This window comes from Bordetella sp. 02P26C-1, assembly GCF_009763255.1.
In the GTDB taxonomy this organism is placed as follows: Bacteria; Pseudomonadota; Gammaproteobacteria; order Burkholderiales; family Burkholderiaceae_B; genus Bordetella_A.
In genome coordinates this window covers 219,621-238,236 of record NZ_WSJB01000018.1, presented here as the reverse complement: position 1 = coordinate 238,236, position 18,616 = coordinate 219,621, and the positions used below count along the sequence as shown (strand labels likewise).

Annotated in this window: 6 protein-coding genes; 2 read left to right on the top strand and 4 right to left on the bottom strand. The window is 61.0% G+C overall.

The features are described 5' to 3' along the window. Positions 1-6 precede the first annotated feature (6 nt). The 4 genes from GOQ28_RS10490 to rimO form a co-directional block, all read right to left on the bottom strand. On the bottom strand, positions 7-633 hold the full coding sequence (locus GOQ28_RS10490; protein WP_160349894.1) for an HAD-IA family hydrolase: 627 nt from the start codon (positions 631-633) through the stop codon (positions 7-9). Continuing rightward, complete coding sequence (locus GOQ28_RS10485; protein ID WP_202109689.1) at positions 630-1,217, bottom strand: hypothetical protein; 588 nt, start codon at positions 1,215-1,217, stop codon at positions 630-632. The genes GOQ28_RS10490 and GOQ28_RS10485 overlap by 4 nt, the downstream gene beginning before the upstream one ends. 29 nt (positions 1,218-1,246) lie before the next feature. Continuing rightward, positions 1,247-1,834, bottom strand: coding sequence for a TIGR00730 family Rossman fold protein (locus GOQ28_RS10480; RefSeq protein WP_160356389.1), 588 nt, complete (start codon positions 1,832-1,834; stop codon positions 1,247-1,249). A 184-nt stretch (positions 1,835-2,018) separates the two neighbouring features. Then, a complete protein-coding gene (gene rimO, locus GOQ28_RS10475; RefSeq protein WP_160356388.1) occupies positions 2,019-3,335 on the bottom strand; it encodes a 30S ribosomal protein S12 methylthiotransferase RimO in 1,317 nt (438 codons plus the stop codon). A gap of 438 nt (positions 3,336-3,773) precedes the next feature. On the opposite strand from rimO, the gene GOQ28_RS10470 reads away from it, so the two are divergent. Both GOQ28_RS10470 and GOQ28_RS10465 read left to right on the top strand, forming a co-directional pair. Beyond that, positions 3,774-5,360 (top strand): ShlB/FhaC/HecB family hemolysin secretion/activation protein, encoded by a 1,587-nt coding sequence (locus tag GOQ28_RS10470; RefSeq protein WP_236844302.1) that lies wholly within the window; start codon positions 3,774-3,776, stop codon positions 5,358-5,360. 167 nt (positions 5,361-5,527) lie between these two features. After that, positions 5,528-18,157 (top strand): hemagglutinin repeat-containing protein, encoded by a 12,630-nt coding sequence (locus GOQ28_RS10465; protein ID WP_160356387.1) that lies wholly within the window; start codon positions 5,528-5,530, stop codon positions 18,155-18,157. Positions 18,158-18,616: the final 459 nt, after the last annotated feature.

Sequence of the window (18,616 nt, the reverse complement as noted above, 5' to 3'; positions counted from 1 at the left end):
TTTCCTCTAGATGAGTCTGGCCGGCAGATCAGCAACGGTCAGAATGAGCTCGTCGGGTCCGTGCGCGCGCAAGGCATCGACATGGTTATAACCCCAGGCCACGGACGCCACGTTTACCCCCGCTTTGCGCGCCGCATCAATATCGCGCATCTCATCACCGACAAGCAAGCACCGTTGCGGCGCCAGGCGGTAACGGGCAAGCAGGCGTCGTAGCTTGGAGGCCTTGCCGAACATGTCCGTGCCACACTCGTAATCATCGAACCACGACGAGGCTTGCGGACCCAGCACACGCTGCACGTTTGCCTGCGAGTTGGAACTGAGCACCGTCATACGCAGTCCCGCCGCGCGCAGTTGGGTCAGTGCCTCGGGTATGCCGTCAAATAGCCGCACATCGGGTGCGACGTCGTGCATTTTTCTGCGCACATGCGCCATGATGGAGGGAAGCTTCCAGATCGGCACGCCCAGAAACGCCAGGATTTCGTGGGCGCTGCGGTATCGCAGCTGAGCGCGTTCCTCCGCGTTGGCTTTGCGAAACCCGTATTTCTCGGCCACCTCGTCCATGATGGACTCGAACCAGGGCAGCGTATTGGCCAAGGTCCCATCAAAGTCGAAGGCGACCAGGTCGTATTTCACGCGGTGCTGCCTACCGGGTCGGTAACGTGTCCGCGGCGCAGCCATTGCATGACCGGGGCCATGGCCTCGATAGGGGGCGCCGTCTGCACTACGCGCTCTGCATCCGTCCAGGGATAGGGCAGGGTGGTGATCCAGCCAAAGACAGAGGGCCCGGTGTCGGCCGGCAGGTCCAGCATGGTTTCGATTGTGATGACCAGGCTGGTTGCGAGATGCGGTTCGCGCTGGAATGTCCAGTCATAGCGCCCGCAGCCGATGCGAACGCGCCCGCTGGCTTTCTCGTTCATGGCGACGAACCAGTCGCATGCGTAGTCCTCCAGCAGGGCTTGCTCGCCGGGATGGTCCAGATAAAACGTGTAGACGTTCTCGTAGGTCTGTCCGAACGTTCTGACCAAGGTTTCGGTAATGGCCTCGCGGCCATGGGCATGCGGAGGAAAAGCGATGGCGGCCGTGCGCAACGTCATTTTCAACGAGGCGTCGGACGCAAAGGCACGCGTCATAAAGAATGGGCGATTCTCGTCCTTGGCGTGCAGGTAGTTCCGCATGACGGATGCGGTGGTGGGTGAGGAGGCGGAGGCGATGGACATAATCGATAAGGATGGGCAGAGCAGTCCGATTAATGCTCGCCTTGGTCTATCCATTTCGAGACCGTAGGCGGCGTGTAAGCGGCATAGCGATCCAGCAGAGTGGCGGGTTGTTGTTCGACGATGAGCATGGCGCGGTGCTCGGCGCGTATGAATGACTCTTGCACCGCGTGGTCGAGGAAGCCGGCCAATTGATCGTAATACCCGGCGATGTTCAGCATGCCGCAGGGCTTTTGGTGCATACCGAGCTGTGCCCAGGTCCACGTCTCGAATAGTTCTTCCAGCGTGCCCGCGCCGCCTGGCAGGGCAATAAAGCCGTCCGAACGCTCGGCCATCATGGTCTTGCGTTCGTGCATGGAGCCGACGATGTGCAGCTCGGTCAGCTCGCGGTGCCCGATTTCCTTGCGCATCAGACTTTCGGGAATGATCCCGACGGCCCGGCCGCCCTCGGCCAGCACCGCATCGGCCACCGCGCCCATGATGCCTACGCTGGCGCCGCCGTAGACCAGTCCGATATCGCGGCGGACCATCTCGCGCGCCAGCGCGCGGGCGGCTTCGATATAGTCGGGACGGTTGCCGGCGTTCGAGCCGCAATAGACACAGAGATTTTTGATTGTCATAGCGTTGAAAAGACAATGAACGGACTTTCCAATCGTGCAGAAAGCCCTCTTCCTAATCTCTTAGTTTACGCAAATGGCAGTTTGGCCGCGTGGCGGCCGGTTTTCTCGCGTGTCGGGGGGGGCAAACGGGCATGCGCGGGCGCTCGCCAGGAGCGCCCGCGCATGTGGTGGAGTGGGGGCGGGTTTAGATCAGGTCGCCGTGCAGATCGTACTCGTCAGCGTCGGTGACCCGCACGCGCACCAGTTCTCCCGGGCGCAGTTGGCGTTCGGCGCTGACATATACATTGCCGTCGATCTCGGGCGCATCGGCGCTCGAGCGGCCTATGGCGCCGTCCTCATCGACTTCGTCGATCAGCACATCGATCTCGCGACCGATGCGGTTTTGCAGACGCGCGGCGGAGATCGCTTGCTGATGTTCCATGAAGCGTTCCCAACGTTCCTGCTTGACCTCGTCGGGCACCGGATCGGCAAGCGCATTGGCTGGCGCGCCGTTGACCGGCGAATACTGGAAACAGCCGACGCGATCCAATTGCGCCTCGCTCATCCAGTCCAACAGGTATTGAAAGTCTTCTTCCGTTTCGCCGGGGAAGCCCACAATGAAGGTCGAACGCAGCGTCAGGTCCGGGCATTCCTCGCGCCAACGCTTGATGCGCGCCAGCGTTTTGTCTTCGAACGCCGGGCGCTTCATGGCCTTCAGAATGCGGGGGCTCGCATGTTGGAACGGGATGTCCAGATAAGGCAGGAGTTTGCCCTCGGTCATCAGCGGGATGACTTCGTCCACATGCGGATAGGGATAGACGTAATGCAGGCGCGTCCATACGCCTAGCTCGGACAAGGCCGAACAGAGTTCGGTCATGCGCGTTTTCACCGGACGGCCGTTCCAGAAGCCGCTGCGGTATTTCACGTCCACGCCATAGGCGCTGGTGTCTTGCGAGATGACGAGCAGTTCTTTTACGCCGGCTTTAACCAGGCGTTCGGCTTCGCTCAACACATCGCCCACGGGGCGGCTGACCAGATCGCCACGCATCGACGGGATGATGCAGAAGCTGCAACGGTGATTACAGCCTTCGGAGATCTTTAGATAGGCGTAGTGACGCGGGGTCAGTTTGATGCCTTGAGGGGGAACCAGGTCGATGTAGGGGTTGTGATCGGCCTTGGGCGGCGCGGCTTGGTGGACGGCGCGAACGACATCCTCGTATTGCTGCGGGCCGGTCACGGCCAGCACGCTGGGGTGCACCTCTCGAATGACGGATTCTTCAACGCCCATGCAGCCCGTCACGATGACTTTGCCGTTTTCCGCGATCGCCTCGCCGATGGCCTCGAGCGACTCGGCCTTGGCGCTATCGATAAAGCCACAGGTGTTTACGACAACCACGTCGGCGTCGTTGTATTCGGGCGTGACTTGATAACCCTCGGTGCGCAGTTGCGTGAGGATGCGTTCAGAGTCGACCAAGGCTTTAGGACAGCCGAGGCTGACAAAGCCGACTTTGGGGGAAGACATGGGGGATACCTCGAAGGGCGCTTGTGCGCTCGGGTCGAAAAAAGGGGATTTTACCGTGGGCGGATCGCCTCGATTGCAGGCGGGGGCAACAGGGGTTTTGTAGGTCTCAGTAGGGCTGGTCTGAGATGGGTCATCGGATGTGTGTCGGCAGGGGCGGGTGCGGCGCGACGAGACTCTGTCCCATGGCGCGAGCAGCGGCAATATCAGACCGATGCCAATCGAAATCGCGGCACGCTCATGATAATTTTTTGCCCTCATATTCCGTGCACGTTCTGGCTGCCAAAGCCACGCCTGATCCTTGCAATTCTCTTCGCGGGCTTTTCGATCGTGCAGGTCAAACCTCCTCTTTAGCATCCCCGTTTCGTGCTCAAACTCCCGTTCTTGCGGTTCTCATTTCTTTCTATTTGCCTGATCGGGATCACGTGTCTTGCTCATCCTTTGAGGGCTCAGTCACTGGCGACCGAGGCCGCGGATCATGCCGCTGACATCCAGCGCCGCCAAGATCAGCAGCTCGAATTGCAACGTGAACGTGCCGTGCAGCGGCCCGATGTGCTCTCGGATCCGGACGCGCCAGTGACTGGCTCAGAGGTGCTGCGGCTGCCGCAAGAATCCCCTTGTTTCGAAATACGGGAAGTGCTGTGGGACGGTGATTCCCCGCCGGCGCAATTGCGCCGTCAGGCAGAGGTGAGCACCGGGACTTGCGTGGGAGGGCGAGGTCTGCAGATGTTGCAACAGCGCTTGACTGCCATTTTGATCGAACGCGGGCAGATCACTGCCCGGGTGCTGATTCCAGAGCAGTCCTTGCGCGACGGACGCCTGATATTGCGTTATCTGCCTGGACGCATCTCAGCGGTCGAGGGCGACCCCACTATCGGTTGGTGGCGTACCGTCGTGCCGACCGGGCCCGGTGGCAACTTGAATCAGCGGGATCTGGATCAGGCGCTGGAGAATATGCGCCGGCTTAGCGGGCAGGCCGATGCCAGCATCGATGTGGTTCCGGGTGCGGGGCTAGGTGAGTCGGATATCCATATTCGTCCCGGCACGGGCAAGCGCTGGCATGGCTACGTTGGAGGCGATAACTCGGGCATGCAGAGCATAGGCAGAGAGCAAGTCTATGCCGGCTTGACGTTGGATTCCCCGCTATTTCTGTATGACCAGTTGTCCGTGTCGTGGAGTAGCAATGCCGGATGGCGCGATCACGATTCCAACACGCGTGCCGGGTCGATCAATTACAGCATCCCGTTCGGGTACTGGATGTTTTTCGCGGGCGCGGGCAAGTCGACGTATCGGCAGACGCTGCCGGGGTTTGATGAACCGCTTATCTACAGCGGTAGCACCAAGCAATGGCAAGCCGGTGTGTCCGTCGTACCGTATCGCGGACCCTCATATAAGGGCAGCGCCTCGTTGGCCGTGGTGCGCAAGCGCACATCCAGTGCGCTTAATGATGTGGCGATCGACGTGCAACGTCGGGATATCACGGGATACGAGTTCAATGTGGGCCATCGCCACTATGTGGGGCGGGCGGTGCTGGATATCGGCGGCGGCGTGCGCGGCACGATGCCACAGTTTTCCGATCGGCCGGGCTTTGTATTTGGCGACCCGGACTGGAATGGTCAAAGCACGATCCTGACCGCCCGTGCCGGTCTCTATTTGCCTTTTCGATGGGGCGAACAAGCGCTTGCCTATCAAGCCAATTGGCAGATCCAACACGCCAAGACAGCGATCATTCCCGCCGATTATTTCAACATCGGCAATCGATACACCGTGCGCGGTTTTGACGGCCAGATGACGCTGGCTGGTGAAGACGGATGGTATCTGCGCAATGACTTGTCGTTCAACCTCGATCGGCTGCTTCGCACGCCGGGGCATCAGCTATACGCCGCGCTGGATGCCGGCCGCGTGGGGGCGCTTCATCCCAGTATCTCACTGAACGGACCTTGGTTGGCACGGCGATCGGCGTGCGGGGACGATGGACTTTGCCGTATGTCACTGCGGGTTATGACCTCTCGGCCGGTTGGCCCTTGAAAAAGCCGCAGGCATTGAAGACGGCGCCTACCGTTTATTCGCTGGCAGTGATCTTCGAGTTCTGAGTATCACCTCAACTCGCCAGATCCATCGCGTTCATGGGATATGCCCGGTGGCCGATCGGCGTGCGGGCAAGTCTCAATAAAAACCTGCGTTACGAGGTAAGCATGTCAAAGCTGCGCTCATTCGTTGTCTGGCTCATCCTCTGCACTCAGGTGTGGACGCCCGTCATGGCGCAGACGTTGCCGATCTCGGTGGACAAGGGTGTGCCCGGACAAAAGCCGGTGGTCGTTCTACAGAACGGTGTCCCCGTCGTTCACATTGCACCGCCGTCGGCGGATGGCGTATCGGACAATCGATACACGCAATTCAACGTCGGGCCTGGCGGTGTGGTGTTGAACAATAGCGGTGGTGCAAGTCAGACACAGTTGGCCGGGAGAATCAGCGGCAATCCCATGCTGGGCAATCAGCGAGCGACCACCATCCTGAATCAGGTCACCGCGCCCAATCCCTCGCAACTGCTCGGCGTTTTGGAGGTCGCCGGGGGACGCGCGCGTGTCATCGTGGCTAATCCTGCCGGCATCACCTGTAGCGGCTGTGGGTTCTTGAACTCGGATCACGCGACGCTTACCACCGGCCGGCCGATCGTCGGGCCTGACGGCACCCTGCGCTTCGACGTGGCGACGGGCTACATTGCTGTGGCAGGCAACGGATTGTTAGGTGCTGACCTCAACCAGGTCGATCTGATCGCCCGGTCACTGGAAGTCAACGCCGGCATTTGGGCGCAGCGACTGAATGTGATCGCCGGCCCGTCTCAGGTGGACGATGTGACGGGGGCCGTCCAAACGCGCCCCGGCGAGGGCGCAGCACCTCCGTTCGCCCTGGACACAGGGGCTTTGGGGGGCATGTACGCCAATAGCATCCGGCTGATCGGCACCGAGGCCGGCGTGGGCGTCAATATCGCTGGCAACCTGATCGCCATGACGGGCGACCTGCATGTAAACGCGGCGGGCGATCTCACCATCCAGCCCGGCGGCACCGCGCAAGCCGCGGGCAACGCGCATCTGCATGCCGGACGCGATCTGGCCATGCACGGTAACGCGACGACCGTAAACACGTTAAAGCTCGCCGCAGGGCGTGATGCTTCGGTCTATGGCCTTGCAAGCAGCGGCGCAGGCCTGGACATCCTGGCGGACGGCGACTTGTCGATGGGCGCTCAGGCGGGCGTGATGTCGCAGGCCGCTGTGCAGTTGATCGCGGGCCGGAACTTGACGGCCCGTAACCGGTTAGTCCTCAGCGATGGCGACGTGACGGCATCCTCGGGCGGCAGCTTGCGATTTGAAACAGTGAGCGAGACGGAGTCGCAAACGCCGCCAGCCGCCGAGCAGCAGGGCGCATGCTCTGCCGCCGACGACGCCTCGCCATCGGCCATCAAACTCGCCACAGCGGGCGTGATTTCCAGCACAGGACCAATATTGCTGAAAGCGGGTGACGATGCGGTATTGCCGGGCCAAGTCACTACGGCTGGCAATTTGCAGGTTAATGCCGCGCGAGCGATGAGTGCGGATCATGGCGCCATCTTGCATGCGGGCAAGGAGATGAATTTGGGCGCAGGCGCGGACATGCGGCTGGCCGGGACATTGCAATCTGCGGATATCACGCTGAACACAGATTGGGATCTGAGCGTGGACGGCAGCGCCTTGGCTGAAAACGGCGTGTTGCGCATGACGGGCGGAAAAGATGTGGCGTTGGGCGCCGCCAGTCATGTCCAAGGCAATGACATCCAGATGACGGCGACGCGCGACCTTAAAGCGTCTGGCGCACTGGGCTCGGTCGGACCTGTGACAGCGCAGGCAGGCCGGGACGCTTGGTTGGACGGGCCTTTCGGGGCCGCTGGCGATTTGAGCGTAACCGCTCCGAATTCCATTGTGGTTGACCAGCGGGGGCAACTGAGCGCTGGCGGCAGTTTGACGCTGGCAGCGGATCAAGATCTCGACGTAAGAGGCGCCGTGCGAGGTCAAGGTGTCACGATGCTGACGGCGGGGAATGCGCTAAATGTGGGGGGTCTGGTTTCGTCTACGTTGGGGCCGCTTAATCTCGAAGCTGATGAATCCTTGACGATAGCTCCCCAGTCCTTCGTCGTGGCGGGCGGCAGGCTTAACTTGCGGTCGCTAGGCGAACTGCGTACCGCAGGCACGGTTTCATCCACGACTGACCTGACGCTACATGCCAAAAAGAACGCGTCGTTAGGCGGTCACATGCATGCGGACGGGACATTCAAGGCAAGCGCCGATGGTCACCTAGCGACCCGTCCGCTGTCCCGATTGGATTCGGGGGGGACGTTCAGCCTCACCGCGAAGAAGTCGATGTCCGTCGCTGGCTTCGCGCGCACGAACGGACGCCTGACGCTCTCGGCCGATGAGGACTTGCGCGTCAACGGCAACGCTCTTGCGCTGGGTGGCCTGAACATGACGGCCGGGCACGACCTGACGCTTGGGGAGAAGGGAGAAACGCAAGGCCGTGGCGTCGCCATGCGAGCGTGCAGAGACGTCCGCGCAGGCGGGCGCTTGACGTCAGCTGGCGGTCTGTCGGTGCAGGCGGGGCGTGATGTGCGCTTCGAGGGTGAAACCAGCGCGTTAGCCGGCATCGTGTTAAGCGCAGGTCGGGACATAATCGTTTCGTCGTCCGAGCAGCGCAAGACGCTGGGTCCTTCGACGCCGAGGGCCACAGGTACGGATTCCGCCGTAGGTGCACCCCGGCTTTTGATAGGAGACGGTCGCGCCGGCGGCTGGGAAAGCACCGAGTTGATCGGGTACAACGCGAGCCAGTCGGAGACTGCGTCGGCGGTGCAGTTGGCGCCGCGACCCCTGTTGCGGGGGCACCTCTATGCCGGAGATTCCTTGCTCATGTCCGCGGGTAGCACGCTGGACGTGAGCGCAGCGGCACGGGTGCAGGCCCAGGGTGACATGACGCTGAAAGCTCATGATATTTACTGGGCCGGGAAGGGTTTGACTCATGCAGCGTTGGAAGCGCATGGCCGGCACGATCTACAGCTGGACGGCGAATTCCAGGGCGATGGACTGGTGCGTTTAACAAGCGCCAATGATCTGTCTCTGCGGCGAGATAGCCAGATACAAGGTCCGAAAATTGTGGCACGCGCCGGGCGAGATGCGAGGATCGACGGGGTGATCGCATCGCACGGAGACGCCACGATCACGGCCAAGCGAGATGCGACGGTAGGCGGGCGTGTCCGCACGGATGGCGCGTTCGACTTGGGCGCTCATCGATCGGTTCGTTTCGATGAGAGCGGCGATGTCGTAGCAAAAAAACGGGCGAATCTGGAAACCGGAGGCGACATCGATGTAGCGGGTACGTTACGCGGTGACCGCGGTGTGCTGATGGACGCGGGCGCGTCCATGTCGGTGGACGGCGTGGCCAATGCTGCGTACGGCGCACTCGACCTTCTGGCCAATGAAGATCTCGCCATCGGCCAGCACGGCGATGTGTCGGCGTTCGAATCCATCCTCATCGACACGAAAGGCTCGCTGGACGTGGCCGGGTCGGTCACGTCCCGGTCGAACCTGACCATGCGTGCTCGACAGGATGCCACAGTCCTCGGGCAGCTCGACGCGGATGGCACCTCGACAATGACGGCGCAAGACGGTGTGGATCTGCTTTCGGGGTCACGATGGACATCGAAGGGCGCGTTGCGTATCGACTCCGCCGGCCCGATTGTGACGGCGGGCACGTTGCGCGGCACATCGGATGTGACGGTGGCCTCGGGAAAACAACTGCGAGTAGCCGGAAACGCGACTTCGGTTGAAGGCCTGTTGCGGCTGGACGCCGAGACCGACGTGACTTTAGGCAAGGCGAGCCACACTTATGGCCGCCGCGTCGCGGCAGTGGCGACACGTGATCTCAGGGCTGAGGGGGAAATAAATGTGTCCGGCCCGGCGTCATTCTCCGCGGGCGGCGCGACCTCTCTGACGGGCAAGATCGCAGCTGAGGGGCCGATTAACGTGAAGGCCGGCGGCGCATTTGACGCCATGGGCTCAATCTCGTCGCAGTCCAACCTGACGATACACGTCATACAGGATGCCGAGATCAACGGCCGATTGCATGCCGATGCTTATCTTTTGTTTACTGCCCTGGGCGATGTCCGGTCGGATGTTGCATCCCGCTGGACGTCAGGCGCTCTCATGTGGTTCGACGCGGGTGGCCCGCTAACCCTGGCTGGCATAGCGCGTAGTCAATCCGGGCTGCGCCTGGATGCGGGCGACACCCTGCGCTTGAAAGGCAGGGCTATCGCTCGGGGCGGTGCGCTGTATCTAGAGACCGCCACCGATATGCGCTTTGGCGGTGCGAGCAAAACCTATGGTCGACGCATCGTGGCGCATGCAGCACGCGACCTCCATGCGCGGGGCAAAATGGATTCGCCGGGCAGAGTAGATTTGGCGGCCGGACGAGACGCGACGATTGCCAACGAGCTCGACACGCAGGGCGCCCTGGATCTGTCCGCGGCCCGCGATATGAGGCTGGCGGCCCCCGCGCGAGTCAACGCCACCGGTCGCGTGACGGCCGATGCTGGCGAAGACATGTGGCTTGAAGGCACCCTGCACGGCGAGCGCGCGGTTCGGTTGGACGCGCTTGGCGCCATGACACTGAGCGGCTCGACGACTGCGAAGGAAGAGCTGGACCTGACGGCTAGCGCAGACCTCACCATCGCGGAGCAAGGCTACGCCTGGGCTGCGGGCCCTGTGTCCGTTTATACCGGGCGCGATCTGCTCATCTCGGGCGAGCTTCAGTCGCGCGCCGGCCTCACTGCGCAAGCCGCGCGGGCGGCCACTGTGGATGGGCACGTGCATACGGCGGGTGCCTTGGACGTGTCCTCGGGCGCTCAGCTCGCCACGCGTCAGACAGCGTATCTCGATGCCGACGGTCCAATGACATTGACCGTCCAGGACATGCATCTAGACGGTGAGGTATCGAGCGGTAGCGTCATGTCGATCGATGCCAGGGGACGCGTACACGTTGCGGGCAATGTGCTCGCGGAAAGTGTGCTGGCCATATCTGGTCTGAATGAGATCAACATGACTGCCGGCAGCAGCACGCAGGGACGCGGCATGACGATCGCAAGCGGGGCAGGCCTGCTGCTTGACGGCACGCTGGTGTCCCTCGAGGACATGATGTGGGCCGTCTCCCGCATCGCCCACGCGAGCGGCAATGCCACGTCTGCTGGTCGCTTTAGAGTGGCCACCGGCGATTTATTGGTGGATGCATCGGGCGCATTCAAAGCCGAGGACATGTTGATGGCCAGCGTGCGCGGTAACACCACGATGCGTGGGCGGATGCAAGCCTCCAATGCCGTGATGCTCAGCACAGGAGATACGCTGAGCAGTCCAGGCCATCTTCTCGCGCCCCAGGGGAGGCTGCATTTAAGCGCGACACGAGGCAGTGTGGTATTGCCCGCGCGCTCCGTCCAGCAGGCCGGCAGCTTAATTCGTGTTGACGCGGGCCAGAATATCGAGGCCGCCGGCACGACTACCGCCGGGCATGACGTCACATTGAATGCCGCCCGGCGTGCCGCACTGAGTGGTTTAGTGCTGGCGCAAGCCGGCGACCTGACCGCGACCGCGGCTGCGGACATGACTCTGGAAAAGCAAAGTCACGTGGAGTCTGGCGCATCGCTGTCTCTGGAAGCAAAGAATCTGACCAACGCAGGCACCGCATACGGCAAAGCCAGCGTCAGGCTGTTCGCCGACGAGGTATTGCGTAATACCGGCCTGGCGCGTTCGGAGGGAAATTTGACTGTCCACGCGGGCCGCAAGCTCTACCAGTCCGGTAAATTCGCTGCCGCCGCTGAAGTCGACAGCGCAGTCGGCATGCAAGCCGCTCTGGCCGTGACCTCGCCAGCGATTTATCACAGCGGACTCAGTCAATCCGGGCACGATCTGACTTTTACCGGCGACTCGCTGGATCTGGAAAATGGCACTGTGTCATCGGCGGCGCGGCTCGCATTACGCGGTACAGCGTCCATCAATACGCGTGGCGCGACCTTGTCGGGCGGCAGTGTCGATATCGCGGGCGGCGACCTGAGCAATCAAAACAGTCGGCTATCTTCCAGCGACGATGCGTCAATCAACCTGAGCGGACCGTTAGACAACACGGCCAGCGTTATCTCGGTTAATCATTCCGCCACCGTCGCAGCGAGCCGCATCTTGAATCCACGTGGCACGTTCGCCGCACGCCATCTCATCGTCCAGACCCCCAACGACGTGGTTAATCAGCGCGGTCTGATGCAAGGGTGGGATGTCTTGGATCTGCGTGCGCTGTTTGTCGACAACCGCGACACCGCCGACCAGATCCCGTCGCAATACGGATTGCTCGGGCGCGCGCTCAACATCACGACGGACAGCATCGACAATCGGCACGGCGCTATGTTGGCTGTCGATACGCTGACCGTCACCACGGCAAAGGATATCGACAACACCCATGGTGTGATGTCGAGCCAACACGCTGCTGTGGTCCACGCGTCCTCGCTACACAATTCCGATGGCCAGATGTTTGCTGATGAACAGCTCCGACTGACACTGGATCGCCTGCTGGGGTTGGGTGCTATCCAGTCCGTTGCGGACCTGTTCGTGACCATCAACGGCGACTTGACGCTTTCGCATCCCCTGACGGCCAACCGCGATCTGGGGCTGACGGTCTCACGTCGTTTCGAGAATCATGCCAAGGTCTCCGCCGGACGGGACATCACGATGCGAGCGGATCGTTTGCTCAACGGCCCATCGGGCAAAGTCATCGCTCAGCGTCATAACACCATCGTTGTGAACCAGGATCTGATAAACGATGGTTTGATCGATGGCGTGGTGACGAAACTTCACGCGCAGGAGATAAGCCAGCGCGGCCGTATCTACGGCGACCGCGTCTCCATCCAAACAGACGTACTCGAGAACGACGGGGCTTCGCCAGTGATCGCGTCGCGCGGCAGCCTGGACCTCGGCGTGGCGCGTCTGCTGGGGAACCGAAATCATGCGTTTATCTATGCCGCTGACGACATGCGTATCGGGCGGCAACTTGATGAAAACGGGCATCCGTATGGTTTGACGGACAACCTGATTAATCAATGGTCGACGATCGAGGCAGGGGGCAAGGCCGATATCGCGGCCGCGCATCTGCAGAATCTGAATCGGAATTTCGCCAGTGAGGTGGTGTATCGGAGTTCCACCCCCAAGATCTACTACCGGCCAGAGCATTCGACCGACATGTATGACGGTGCCACGACCTGGCTATGCGATCTTGTCACTGCAAGCTGTAGCAAAGACCCGGCTTGGCTCAAGGATGACCAGGAGCGGCGCCTGTTATTGCCCTCGGCCACATACCCCGAACACCGCTACGGGCCCCCGTTCGATTATGCGCGCGGCGGCCGTGGTGAGCGCGGAGTAACTGCTCCTATCTGGCCGGCATACTCGGCCCCTCGGCGTCGCTGCATCATCAACGATGCCGAAAGCGAATGCACCATGACGGCGGAAAAGTTCTTCTACTCGCCCGATGCGCGCATCTGGGCAGTGTTCGACGTTGTTCCGCCCTCTGGCCCACGGCCGGAGAAGCCGGTGGAAAAGCAGCCGTGCTGGAGCCGTCGCAGTTGTGATGATCAGCGTGCACGCCAGCAGGCCTACGAGGCCGCGCTTGCCTCCTACGTCGCGCCGTATGAGGAACTCAACAGACGCATCTTCGCCTTCAACGCCAACTTTGACGGGCGTATGGTGAAGAATTTTCACATCTATCGCGTCGACGAGACTGTATCCGAAAGTCGCATGGTGTCCTCCGATCCGGCGCTCATCGCTATCGGTGGCGATGCGGTCCTGCGAGGCAATGTCCTCAACGATAAAAGCCGCATCTTGGCGGGCGGCGCGCTGAACGTCTTGGGACAACTTCAAAATATTGGTGCGACGGGCGAAAGACGCGTCGAACAGCAGGGTACCGTACAGCGTACCTACGAGAAAAAAGACAAACGCAAATACGACGCCGCGCAGCCCTATACCGGTCAAACCAGCGTGACACCCATCGAACTGCCAGTTTTTATGGCGGCGGGCTATCAATCAGTAAGCACACGGGAAAAGCCAGGCGCTAGTACTCCTGACGCAGCCGAGCGAGCGCTCGAGGTCAAGCGGGTGGCATTGGACAATGGGGCCTTTGTCCTGACGACTCCACCTCCTGCTCTCCTACCGGATAGCCAACTCTTTGTCGTCTCGCGTGAGCCACAGGCCTTGCATCGGGTCAAGACGGACCCTGAATTCATCGGCGAGCGACCGGTCGTTTCCAGCGATTATTTACTGCGCCTGCTGGCCGACTGGCGCGGCGCAGACCGCGTAATTAAACCTTCTGGCATCGACAAGGAGGGGCCGCTGGATATCTGGACGCCACCCGTGGGTCTGAATCCGCATACCGTCTCGCCCATAGATGTCGATCTGAATTCGGATGGCGTGCGCATCGGCGTATCCGTGCCCGCGGCGGATAGCGCCGTGCTCTTGCATGGCGCAGCCGCCGGAGGCTGGGGCGCGCTGGCTCCGGCGGGGGCTCGTTTCCTCACCCCGGCGGGCCAACCCAAACGCCTGGGCGACGGCTTCTACGAGCAGAAGCTCGTACGAGACCAGATATACGCGGCCACCGGTCAACGCTATCTGGATAACTATCTGAACGCCACTCAGCAATTCCTGGACCTCATGGCTGCAGGTGCCGAGTTCGCCGCTGAACATGACCTCAAACTAGGGGCATCGCTTTCTGCGGAGCAGATGCGCCACCTGACCACCGATCTGATCTGGCTGGTCGAGCAGCCCATCACGCTACGCGATGGCACCATCGACCACGTGCTCGTTCCTCAGGTTTATCTCATCGTGCGCGATGGCGACCTCAAGACCGACGGCACCCTGATGGCCGGCGACACCGTCAACCTCTTCGCGGAGGGTGAAATCACCAACACCGGCAGCATCGGTGCCCGCCGCGCCACCGTCATCGCCGCCGACACCATCGTGAACCGTTCAGGAGGCAGCATTCATGGCGGCTCTATCGACCTGACAGCGCGAGACAGCATCGCGAATATCGCGGCGTTGATCAAAGGCGGAAACGTCACGCTGACGGCCGACCGCGACATTGCTTTGACCTCGACCACCAGCGATTACCATCATGGCCAGACGGCCGGTCGTGATCTAGCCGGTGTATCGCAAGTTCAGGCCGAGACGCTGCAAATCAACGCTGGCCAGGATATTCGTCTGACCGCAGCGTCCGTCAACGCCAAAGGAAGCGCCGGCCTGCAAGCCGGCCGCGACATTGAACTCGGCACGGTGACGCAGGCACACAGAGAATCCTACGCCTTTGGTAGACGCAATAGCGCCGAGTTCCGTATCGGTTCCGAGATCGGTAGCGGCCTAGCAGTAGGCGAGGATCTCAGCTTGCTAGCGGGGCGGGATGTCAATGTCCGTGCTTCCGAAGTCGCCGCCGGCGCGACCCTTTCGGTAGGTGCAGGCCGTGACATCCGGCTCACGGCAGGCGAGGCCACCGGTGCAGCTCGCGATGAGCGGTATTCCAAAACGCGGAAGTTCCTCTCTCGCAAGACAGAGCATTCGATACTCTCGGTCGAATGGTCACGTGCGCAAGCCACGACCTTCACCGCCGATGCCGCCATCCTGGTGGCCGGCCGTGACCTCGATGTCGCTGGTTCAACATTGGGCACGCAAGGCGATCTGATCTTGTCCGCCGAGCGCAATGTCAATCTCATACCGGGCCGCAACACTGCCGACAGCAGCCACTACGAGCGTGTTCGGAAAACCGGTTTCGGTGCGATGGGCGGACTCAGCTATGGTTCGCGCAAACAGACTGATTCGGTGGACAGCCAAGAGGTCTATCACACGGCTGGCACCCTTGGCAGCGTTGAAGGCGATGTGCACATCCATGCCGGTCGCGACGTCAACGTCACCGCCGGCCGCATTATCGCGCCACGCGGTGATATCAATCTGAACGCCCAGCACATCCATATCGGCGCGGCCCAGGAAAGCGCGCTGGATCGCGAGCGCCACGAACTGCGGCAATCTGGTCTGACCCTGACGGCCAGCAATCCCGTCGTCAGTGCCATGCAGACCGGCGCGCGCATGGCCGACGCCGCCAGCAGGACAGAAAACCCTGTCATGCAGGGCCTCGCCGCAGGCACCACCGCGTTGGCCGCAGCCAACGCCTACGACGCCGTCAAAGAGGCAGCCAGTGCAGAAAACGCATCTGACATAGCCAAAGTCGGCGGCGTCAGCGTCAAGCTAAGTCTCGGGTCTAACAAAAGCAGCAGTCGGTACGACAGCGCGGCGACCTCCGCAGTGGGTTCGGCCATGGCAGCCGGTCGCGATGTCAATCTCATGGCCGAAGGCGCCGGTCCACGCTCCGACATCAGCATCATTGGTTCCACGCTTTTGGCCGGCCGTAACGTATCGCTGATGGCCGAAGGCGATCTATTGCTACAAGCGGCCCGCAACGCCGCTGAGTTTCAGTCGAGTAGCAAGGACAGCGGCGGCAGTATTGGTATCGGTTACTCCACAGGCCAGACCACCGGCCTTACCCTCGAGTTGGGTGCCTCGATAGCGCGCGGCACAGAGCATGGTAAGGAAGAAACCTGGACCCATAGCCACGTCACAGCAGGCGAGACCCTACGCCTGCAGTCCGGTGGCGATACCGCCCTGCGCGGCGCTACCGGCCATGCCGAACAGATCGTGGCCAACATCGGCGGCGACTTGCGGATAGAGAGCTTGCAAGACAAGAGCCGCTACGCATCCAAGACACGTAACGGCGACATCGAGATAAGCCTGTGTCTTCCGCCATCCTGCGTCGGCAACAGCATCGCGGGCGGGTTCGGCGTGGGCCGGATGAAGAGCGACTTCGAATCCGTCACCGAGCAAAGCGGCCTGTGGGCGGGCGATGGTGGCTTTCAGATCGACGTTAAGAACAACACGCGTCTTATCGGCGGCGTGATCGCCAGCAGCGACGCGGCAATCGCGGATAAGTTAAACAAACTCGGCACCGGTACGCTAGTCACCGAAGATATCAAGAACACCGCGCGCTACAGCGCACATCAGGTGTCGGTCAGTGGTGGCGTGGGGTTTGGTGGCGGGAAGTCCAAGGATTCTGGCCTGGGCACCACGAAAGACGGCCAAGTCGCTGGCGGTACGACCAAAGAATCAAGCACGTCCGCCTCCACCGGTGCCGGCGGCCTCGGCATGGGTATGCCCATGGTCGCTGCCGCCAGCGGCAGCAGCAGCTCCATTACCTATAGCGCTATCAGCGCAGGTGACATCTTTATCCGCAATGAAGCCGCGCAGCAGGACCTGACCGGCATGACCGCGACGGAGACCATCGCGTCGCTGAATCGGGATACGTCCGATACGTTAAATACGCTCAGGCCTATCTTCGACAAGGAGAAGATCGAAGCCGGGTTCGAGATCGCACAAGAGGCGAGCCGGCAGGTGGGGCAGTTTTTGGAGAATCGGGCGAAGGAGATCGAAAACGCGAAGTCTCGCTCCGACGATCCCTCGCTGTCGTACGCCGAGCGTGCTCAGGCTGCTCAGCAATACGCCGATCTGGAAACGAAATGGGGGGCGCAAGGTACGCACAGTCGATGGGCGCCTATCATCCTCGGCGCCGCTAGTGGCAACGTCATGGGGGGAACCGGCCAATTCGTACAGGCCGCCGCCGTGAACTATCTGCAGGCCTTGGGTGCTGCCGAAATAAAAGAACTCAGTCATCACTTGGGTGGCGAAGGCTCCGTAGGCCATGCGGCATTACATGCCGTTTTGGGGTGCGCGGGTGCCGCTGCGCAAGGCGCCTCTTGTGGCGCGGGAGGAGCCGGCGCATTTGCCGGGGTAGTTCTCAACAGTCTCGTAGCCAGACTGGAGCAAGACAAAACTCAGCCGCGGTCGCCTGAAGAAGCCCAAGCCCGTGCAAACCTGGTCAGCAGCGTCGTGGCCGGTGTCGCCGCAGCGATCGACCCGGCCGCCGCCGTGCCTGCCGAGTTAGCCGCACGCATCGAAGTCGAGAACAACAGTCTTTACCGGCACCGCGACAAAGTCGCACGCCTGAAAGCCGAGGTGACCCGCATAGCACTCGAGTCTTGCGCAAGCGACAACGCTTGCCTACAAGCTGAGTTCGCCCGCGCCGACCGGGCGGCAGCAGCCTACGAAACCGTCCTGATGCTCAGGCATTACCCGGCAATGTCCAAGGAAAAAGCCGACATGCTCGCGCAGGCCGTGCTGGATATCGCGCCTGTGGTTTCCAGTGCTAGCGCGATGTACGAGCTCGTGACGGGGCTGACGGCGACCGGAGATGAGGCGAATCGCTTTCTAGCGTCTATTGGCGTGGTGCCGGTGGTGGGTGGCATCATGAAGAAGGGTACTCAAGCGATTCAGCAGTATGCTAAAGCAGATAAAGTGCTTGATGTTTCGAAGGTCGGGAGTCCTAAGGGGATCGCGAAGCATGCAAGGATAAATGCTAGCGAACTCAAGCTGACCAGAACTGTTGAGAATCACCTGAATGATCTAAATAAGGCCGGAGACCGGGCACGTCCATATGGTGATTCTCGAGCCTTGATGCAAGAGATTATCGATGCTAAGCCGCCATCCACGGATCCACGAGGCGTTCCGGGCGCTCTACGATGGGATGTTGAAGGGACTATGAACGGGAGCAAGGGTACATATGAATTGGTAGTGGATACGAATACGAATACAGTATTGCATTTCCTGTTCAAGAGCGGCCAGTAACCATGAGTAATGCTAGTTTTACGTGCGACTTGACCAAGCGACCTCTCTCTGGTCGATTGGTCTACAGGGCAGCGGAGTATGCGATAGATTTTGTAGATTGTGCACGTGACGAAATAGCATTGATGGCTGGGAATAGAGGATGCTGTTCTTTGTCGCTGGGTACCCTCCAAATTGAAGTTGGCGTGGAAACCGGGCGGTTGCTTTACCCTTGGGGATACTGTCCATTAATGAACTGTGAATTGAAGAGCCTGCCGATGAAGCAGATTGATGCGGGGGCTATATACGTCGGTTCATGCGGGGAGGGGCTAATTGCCGGAGTGGCATTAGAATTCCCTGGCTCGCGCCTTTGGAGAATGTTCAAAGATGAGGTGTCGGGCTGGATATGTATTGGAGATCCCGCGATAGGCGAAAACGTACACCTCATTCAATTCTCGACGGATGCACTGTTATCTTTCAGTG

What these genes read in the sequence shown, in the direction of transcription:
- GOQ28_RS10485 (WP_202109689.1), bottom strand. Translation starts at nt 1,217, where the DNA reads ATGTCCATCGCCTCCGCCTCCTCACCCACCACCGCATCCGTCATGCGG.
- GOQ28_RS10465 (WP_160356387.1), top strand. Translation starts at nt 5,528, where the DNA reads ATGTCAAAGCTGCGCTCATTCGTTGTCTGGCTCATCCTCTGCACTCAG.
- rimO (WP_160356388.1), bottom strand. Translation starts at nt 3,335, where the DNA reads ATGTCTTCCCCCAAAGTCGGCTTTGTCAGCCTCGGCTGTCCTAAAGCC.
- GOQ28_RS10480 (WP_160356389.1), bottom strand. Translation starts at nt 1,834, where the DNA reads ATGACAATCAAAAATCTCTGTGTCTATTGCGGCTCGAACGCCGGCAAC.